Origin of the sequence: Actinomadura sp. KC06 (genome assembly GCF_004348735.1) — a bacterium.
GTDB lineage: Bacteria > Actinomycetota > Actinomycetes > Streptosporangiales > Streptosporangiaceae > Spirillospora.
Genome location: NZ_SMKT01000099.1, coordinates 26,904 through 34,721 on the forward strand (window position 1 = coordinate 26,904; position 7,818 = coordinate 34,721).

The window sequence follows — 7,818 nt, forward strand, 5'->3', positions numbered from 1 at the left end:
ACGTATTCGTCACGGTCACCTGCACAGACGTAGTTTTCGGCAAGCGCAGGGTCAGGGAACGTAGCTAGGCGTGTCTGGTCAGAACGCGGCAGCCGAGCATCCCGCCGCCGATCCCGGACAGATCCGGGGTGGATCCTGCGGGCGTCGGCACAGAGATCCGAGGGTGATGTGTTCGTTCCGTTGGGGTGGCTTTTGCCCGGGTTGCGGAAAGGACTTCGTTACTGCTGGGCGCAGGACCAGGAGCGCCGCACGGTAAGTCGGCGGCAGCGTTGATCCTGGGCCCGGCGGATCTCAGCCGGATGGTTATCCGTGATGACGTGAGGGGGCGCAGTGAGCGAGGAGACGGCGGGAGCCTTGTTCGATGAGGGTGGGATCAAGATCATGCCGGGGGATCGGCGGTTCGCGGCGCTGTGCCGGGGATTCAATCCCCGGTGGCAGGCCGACCCCGCGTATGTGCGGCTGGTGCGGACCAGCGAGGAGGTCCGTGCGGCGCTGCAGCAGGCGGTCACCGAGCCCTCCCCGGACGACCGGCGGGATCGGATCACGGTCCGCTCCGGCGGGCACTGCTATGAGGATTTCGTCTGTTCCGAGGACGTTCGGGTGATCATCGACGTCTCGCTGATGGACGAAATCTATGAAGACCCGGACATGAAGGCGATCTGCGTCGAGGCCGGGGCTACGAATGGTGACCTTCGCAAAGACCTGTTCCTGAGGACGGGCCGAGTGCTGCCGGGCGGCTCGTGCCCGTCCGTCGGGGTCGGGGGGCACATCCCGGTGGGCGGCTTCGGGCTGTTGTCACGGCAGTTCGGCCTCACCGTGGACTACCTGTACGCGGTCGAGGTCGCTGTCGTGGACGAGAACCGGAACGTCCGGCTGGTGGTCGCCACCCGGAACAAGAAGGACCCGAACCGGGATCTGTGGTGGGCGCACACCGGAGGTGGTGGAGGCAACTTCGGCATTGTCACCCGATTCTGGTTCCGCAACCTCCCTCAGGCGCCGGAGCGAGTGCTGCTCACCGCCAGCGGGTGGAGCTGGTCACAGATGAACAAAGCGCACTTCACCCAGATCATCAACAACTTCGGCGAATTCTTCGCCACGACCGGCAAGAGCGCCCGGGGGCGTTACGGCCCGCTGTTCGCGATTCTGCTGCTCACCCACCGCAGCCAGGACAAAATCGGGCTGATCGCCCAGATCGACGCCTCGGTCCCCGAGGCCCGCGACCGCCTGGAGGAATTCCTCACCGCCATGGACAAGAAGGCCGCTGTCGGGCGGGAGCCACTGACCGAGGCGTACGGGGAATACCCGGCCCTGATGGGCCTGGACACCCCGACGATGCTGCCATGGAACACCGTGGAGCGGCTGCTCGGACCGGTGGACAATCTCCGCTGCGGCAAACACAAATCGGCCTACATGCGCAAACCGCTCCCGGCCCACCAGATCGATGCGCTGTGGTCCTCCCTGGCCCTCGAAGACCCCGACACAAAACGCGACGCGGTCGTCCAGATCGACTCCTACGGCGCAGCGATCAACACCAAGAAGCCCGCCGACACCGCGGTCATTCAGCGCGACTCGGTACTCAAACTCCAGCACCAGGTCTATTGGCCGGCCGGCCAGGACGGCGAGGATCAGCTGCGGTGGATCCGCACCCTGTACAAGAAGATGTACGCCCCCACCGGGGGCGTACCTGTCCCCGACGGCCACAAGAATCAGCGCATCACCGACGGCTGCTACATCGGATACCCCGACGTCGACCTCATCGACCGGCAATGGAACACCTCGGGCGTACCCTGGACCCGGCTCTACTACGGGGACCACTACGGCGATCTCAGGAAGATCAAGAAACGGTGGGACCCGCTCAACATCTTCCGCCACAAGCAATCCATTACGCCACGCCGTAGGGCCTGACAGTGTTACAACGCTTTGCTTGTCGAAAACCTCGTCCACGCAGGTCAAGCCGCATGCCGATACTCCCGGAGGGCGTGGAGTAGGTGCCGCTGGTCCAATCAGAGCCCCCGGTCGAGGAGTCGCGACGGCAAGTCTGCATCCAGCAGTACGGTGTCGAAGAGGTCAGGGAACCTTGCCATCCCGGTCACGGATCAGGAACGCGAATCCGGCGGGTGTGGTGCTCGATGACCGCAAGCACTTACGTCCGCGCACCTATCAACGTGACGGTCTCCAAGACGACACGCGTTAGGAGCGCCTCGGCCTGGTAGCGAGCGCGGGAAGTCGGCCCACGTGGTCGATGCACGCTCGGGTGCCGGATCGAAGGCGGCGTCATTAAGGATCTTCCAGACCGTGGAGGGCTGCCACCCTTGACGCCGAGCACCACCAGTTCGCCGTGCACCCGCTGGTAACCCCAGCCCGGCTTCTCCCACACCAAACGTAGGACGAGGATGTGGATGGACCGTACGGGAGGTGGCCCTGCCAGGCCGCCTGGTTTCGAGCGAGTAGCGCACCGGCCAGCGATCAGGTCCCCGGTGCCGGCGCAGGACCAGCACTGAACCAGCGAAGCGGCCGCGATCACGATCTCCTGGGACCGTCAAATTTCCCGGATCCGTCCAACAACATGTCGATCTCGGCAGACCTCCTTCGTCGGTTGGTTGACCAACCCGACAGAGGAAGGCATACCGATGACACAGCTACAGACCCTTGAGGCGCGGGCCGTCCCCGAAGCGGCCCCGGTCAAGCGGGGATTGGTGCTGGTGCTCGCCTGTGCGGCCCAGGCCATCGTCAGCCTGGACATGGCGATCGTGAACGTCGCGCTGCCGTCGATCCAGCGTGATCTCGGCTTCCACCACGGCGGCCTGCAATGGGTGATCGTGGCGTACGGCCTGCTGCTCGGCGGATTCCTGATTTTTGGCGGACGGCTGGCGGACCGGTTCGGACGCCGGCGGATCTACCTGGCCGGGGTCGCCGTCTTCAGCGGCGCGTCCGGCCTGGCCGGCGTGGCGAACGATCCCGGGATCCTGATCCGCGGCCCGTGCCCTGCAAGGATTCGGCGCCGCACTGATCGTGCCGGCGGCCCTGTCGCTGCTGGCCGTCACCTTCTCCGAAGGGCGGGACCGCAATCGCGCGCTCGCCGTCTTCGGCGGGGTCGGCGGGATGGCCGGATCGGTCGGCGTCGTCGCCAGCGGCCTGCTGACCGCCGGTCCCGGTTGGCGCTGGACCTTCTACATCAACATCCCGGTCGGCGTCGTACTGATTCTGCTCGCTGCCATGTTCCTGGCAGCCGACCGGCTCAGCGACCGCCGTACCCGCCTCGATCTCCCCGGCGCGGTCACTGTCACCGGCGGATTGCTGCTGTTCGTCTACGCCCTGCATCACGGGACGATGCACGGCTGGCTGTCCGGGTCAACCCTTGCACTGTTCGCGGCCGCGGCGGCGCTGCTGGTGGCGTTCGTGCGGATCGAAGCCCGCTCCGCCGCTCCGCTGGTGCCACTCTCGACCTTCCGCAACCGCAGCCTGGTCGCCGGCAACGTGACCGCGTTCCTGGCCACGTCCGCCTTCTTGTCGTTCATCTTCATCGGCTCGCTGCTGATGCAGCAGCAACTCGGCTACACCCCGACCGAGACCGGGCTGGCCTGGTTGGCGACGACCGCAACGATCCTGCCGACAGCGATGATCGGCGCCCGGCTGGCGACCGGGATGAACGTGGGCTGGCTGATGATCATTGGCCTGGCCTTCCTCGCCTTCGGCGCGGTGTGGCTGGCCAGGATCCCGGCCGATGCCGGATATCTGGACGGCCTCCTGGTGCCCTTCCTCTGCGCCGGCCTCGGTTTCGGGCTGTGCGAACCGGCCATCCAGATCGGCGCCCTGACCGGAGTGGCCCACTCCGATGCCGGGCTGGCGTCCGGGCTGGTCGAGACGACCCGGGAGGTCGGCGGCGCGACGGGCGTCGCGGCCGTGTCCACCGTGCTGGTCCTCAACTCCGGTCTGGACAGCTTTCACACCGCGTTCACCGTCATCGGCGTGCTGACCGTGCTGAGTGTGATCACCGCAGCGGTCGGATTCGCTCGCTCCACCCGTCGGTGCACCTGACATTCAACCAAAGGAGACTGATCAGATGACCATCGAGAACGCACCCGAACCCACGATCACCGACCGGGCCGCCTTCGAGGCAGACCTGGCCGAGCTACGCGCCCGGGAGAAGGCGCACACCCGGGCCGGCGACGCGATCGCCGCGGCCCGGCGCCGGCTGCCCGTGGTCGAGGTGGACGCCGGCATCCCGTTGATCGGAGCCGACGGGCCGACCCCGCTGATCGACACGTTCGGGGGCCGCCACCAGCTGATCGCGTACTACTTCATGTGGTACCCCGGACGGCCCGCAGCCGAGCAATGCGAGGGCTGCACCTGGAACAACACCCAGCTCGACGAGCTTTCCTACGTCCACTCCCGGGACATCACCTACGCCGTGTTCTGCCAGGGCCCGACGACGAGAGTATCCGCTACCGCGACTTCATGGACTGGACGATGCCCTGGTACTCCGCACAGCGATCACTCGACACCCTCCTGGTCGATCGAGAGATCGGCCTGATGCACGTCGTCTGCTATCTGCGGCGGGGCGATCGCGTATTCGAGACCTACTGGACCACCCGGCGCGGCGTCGAGGCGGTCGACATCAACTACCGCCTGATGGACCTCACCATCTACGGACGGCAGGAACCATGGGAGGACTCACCAGAAGGCTGGCCACAATCCCACGAGGAGGACACCCGGACCAACGGCCGCCCCACCGCCCAATGGTCACGGATCAACGCCGGACGATCCGACGACCTCACCGGCGGCGGTTCGCCGGGCCCCGCGGAGCCACCGGCTTCGCCCAGTCCCGGTGGGATCACAAGATGATCGCCGAAGGCGCCGCCATCCCTCAATCAGACGCTGCACTTGCGGCATCAAGGGCCTCACCAGATCCAGGCAGCGACCGCCGCCTGCCACGCGACCCGACGTCGCCGGCACGGGCTGATCCTAGATCGCGGCACTCCACGCCGAGCTCGTCCGGCACTAGGAAGGCGCCGGCTGATCACGGTGGGTTCTGGGCGCGGTAGACCGCAACGGCGGTGCTGACACTGACGAGCAGGCCGCCTGCTCCCGCGGCGACGAAGGTGATGCGCGCGTCGGTCGCGGCGAGCAGCAGCCCTCCCAGCGCGTAGGAGAGCCCGGCCCCCAGCCCCACTGCGCCGTAGAGCGTGCCGAATGCTTGGCCGAGGACGCCGGGCGGGACGACGCGCTGCAGGTGGGTGTTGACGCCGACATCGAGGGCGGCGATGCCGACCCCGCGCATTGTCTGGAGCAGCATGGCGGCCAAGATCGACCCGGCCAGCCCGGTGACCAGGTTGCCGGCGCTGCTCACCACGAACCCGACGAGCAGCAGCGCCAGTGCCGGCCATCGTCCGCCCGCGCGGGCGAGCAACAGGTAGCCGAGCAGCAGCCCGACGCCCACCCCGGCATAAAGAACGGCCGCGTCGGTGCTGGTCCCGCCGAGCTCGTCTCGGGCCAGGAAGACCAACGCGACATCGTCGACTCCGCTGAAGGCGACCACGCCGACGAAACCTGCGGAGACCGCACGCACGGTGGGGATCGACCACACGAGTCCGAGGCCGTCCTTTACCTCGCGGTACCACCCGATCACTGGGCTCCGGCCGGTTGTGGCTTCTCGCCGGTGCGCGCTGCCGAGCCGGGGAAGCCAGGCCAGCAGGGCAGCGGAGATGGCGAACGTGGCGACGTCGACGAGCAGGACACCGCGGATCCCGCTCAGCGTGAACAGTGCGGCCGCGATCAGCGGGCCGAGCGCTTCGAGCCCGTAGGTGCCGACGCCCAGGGCAGCGTTGCCGGCTTCGAGATCCTCGTCGTCGACGATACGGGGCAAGGCGCTGCGTGAGGCCGCGATGAAGGTGGTGGCGCCGATGCCCCGTACCGCGACCAACAACAGCAGGATTGGGAGCGGCGGCAGGGTCGCGGCTATCGCGAGCACCAGGAGCCCTTGAATCACTTCGCTGGCGACCATCACCCTGCGGAGCCCATACCTGTCACTGATGAGGCCTGCGATCGGGCCGAACAGTCCCGGGACGCAGTCTCCTGCCAGCAGCAGCAGCGCGACCGCTATCGCGGCGCCTGTCTCGGCCTGAAGGTAGACGAGCAGGGCCACCAGACCGAGCGAGTCGCCGAGGACCGAGACCGCTCGGGCCGTCCACAGCACCCGGAAGTCACGGTTGCCGCGCAGGAGTCGCAGCGCGCCACCGCGAGGCCGTGCGACGTCGTCAGCGGAGGTCTCGGGAGCCATGTCACGCCTGCCGCTGGACGCGACAACGACGCACGCGACCGATATCGCCACGACCCCGCCGAGGGAGATCGCGCCCCAGCCAGGACGCAAGCGCAGTCCGGTTGCGCTCAGGGCGCGGTGCTGGGCTGCCCGGGCTGGTCATGGTCTCAGTTCCTCCCACGAGAGTCGGCGAGGGCGTCGCCACCGCGGCCACCGGAGTTGTCAGCGGGCGACGGTCAGTGAGGTGAAGATCGCGAGGACGTTTGTCATCACACCAGGTGGAGTCGGGTGGATCGTAGTAGATCCGGATGTTCTTTGATCAGTCCGTCGCGCAGCCGTACCCGATCGACCCCACCGACCTCGAAGCGTTCGTGCGCCGCACATAATGGGATTGAGCACCACACTTCGACGCGAAGAACAACAGGCCGCAACGCCCTGCCCAGATCAGGCGAGATCTCCGGACGACGCTCCTCCGCGACGAAGACGTACTGACGCAGCACCAACCGACTGCTGTGGATTGCATGGCCCCACTTGACGTCATCTGGCTCCTAAGGCTGCGTCCCGACGCGTCCGACGAAGATCGGCGCCGACCCGGCAACGCGAGCTCTCTCCCGTCACCAGCGAGCCTGCCCGTCACCAGCGAGCCTGCTTGTCGCATCATCATTACGCTTGGTAGCCATGGGTGGGTGACCGATGAATCGCCTTCAGGACCAGGTGCGGGTGTGCCACCCGAGCCCGACGAGCCATGGCGCATCCGCCCTCGCCGCCCACCTCGCCGTCGCAATCTCCGCTTGGTGGTGCCTCTGATCAGCGCCCTGGTGGCATCTCTAGGCACCGCAGCCGCGCGCCGCCTGGAGGACCGGCCGCATCAGGCGTCACCGCGCCCCCAGGCGGCAGGCGCCCGGACCACGCCTGGCCAGCAACCCGACCGGCCCACGCCCTCACGCAGCCCCAACACCAAGCAGTTCAACCCTCAAGGCCCCATGCAGCCTAGGCAAGGTGAGGCCGAAAAGAATCCCGCACCGACCCAGACCTCCGGTGAGCGACACTCCCCAGCGCAACGGCCCCAGAGCATGAGGGGCCAGGAGCACTCGACCTCGCGCCGCCCCCACTCACACACCCACCACCCAGGGAAGGCGCGCCGGGCACCGACATGGGTCCGCGACGAATGCCACCGCCGCTACCCCAACGACGCCACCCGCCGGACCGCCTGCCTCACCGCGCTACGCGACCATCTCCGCCAATGACCCACGCCACCCCGCACATCACAGCTGGCGGACCAAGTGGCCTCGTTCACCGCTCAGACCCCGATACGAGACGACGTTCGTTAGTTTCGCCCCCAAGTCTGCAGCGCTCCTACCGGCTGGGCTGTGCGCATGTGAGCCAGCCAGAGTTGACTAAGTCGCGCTCCGCGCGACCCAGCAGTGCACACGGGAGTGTCAAGTTAACGGCTGATTTGGGGTTTGGGTGGTCAGTGGGTGGTTGGGGTGAGGCGGCCTTCGAAGGCGATCTGGAAGGCGTTCAGGGCGGGCTTCCAGCGCTGGACCCAGCGTTTCTGG

4 protein-coding genes and 1 pseudogene are annotated in these 7,818 nt (G+C 67.3%); 3 read left to right on the forward strand and 2 right to left on the reverse strand.

Annotated elements, in window-relative coordinates; translation table 11 throughout:
- Nucleotides 1-330: 330 nt before the first annotated feature.
- Entirely contained in the window at nucleotides 331-1,905 is a 1,575-nt protein-coding gene (locus E1287_RS27770) for an FAD-binding oxidoreductase (RefSeq protein WP_243719483.1), read from the forward strand.
- Between the two features lie 734 nt (nucleotides 1,906-2,639).
- Here E1287_RS27770 and E1287_RS46415 read toward each other — a convergent pair.
- On the reverse strand, nucleotides 2,640-3,044 hold the full coding sequence (locus tag E1287_RS46415; RefSeq protein ID WP_279507068.1) for a hypothetical protein: 405 nt from the start codon (nucleotides 3,042-3,044) through the stop codon (nucleotides 2,640-2,642).
- Between E1287_RS46415 and E1287_RS27775 the strand changes: the two genes are divergently transcribed.
- Nucleotides 3,013-4,038: an MFS transporter gene (locus E1287_RS27775; protein ID WP_207934497.1), complete on the forward strand. Its 1,026-nt coding sequence runs from the start codon at nucleotides 3,013-3,015 to the stop codon at nucleotides 4,036-4,038. The genes E1287_RS46415 and E1287_RS27775 overlap by 32 nt on opposite strands.
- Nucleotides 4,039-4,063: 25 nt before the next feature.
- Nucleotides 4,064-4,845, forward strand: a pseudogene (locus E1287_RS45855) (DUF899 family protein).
- Nucleotides 4,846-5,020: 175 nt separating this feature from the next.
- On the opposite strand, the gene E1287_RS27785 reads toward E1287_RS45855, so the two are convergent.
- Nucleotides 5,021-6,280 (reverse strand): MFS transporter, encoded by a 1,260-nt coding sequence (locus E1287_RS27785; protein ID WP_131968026.1) that lies wholly within the window; start codon nucleotides 6,278-6,280, stop codon nucleotides 5,021-5,023.
- Nucleotides 6,281-7,818: the final 1,538 nt, after the last annotated feature.

Excerpts from the sequence above, each read along its gene's own strand:
- E1287_RS27785 (WP_131968026.1), bottom strand. The coding sequence starts at position 6,280 with ATGGCTCCCGAGACCTCCGCTGACGACGTCGCACGGCCTCGCGGTGGC.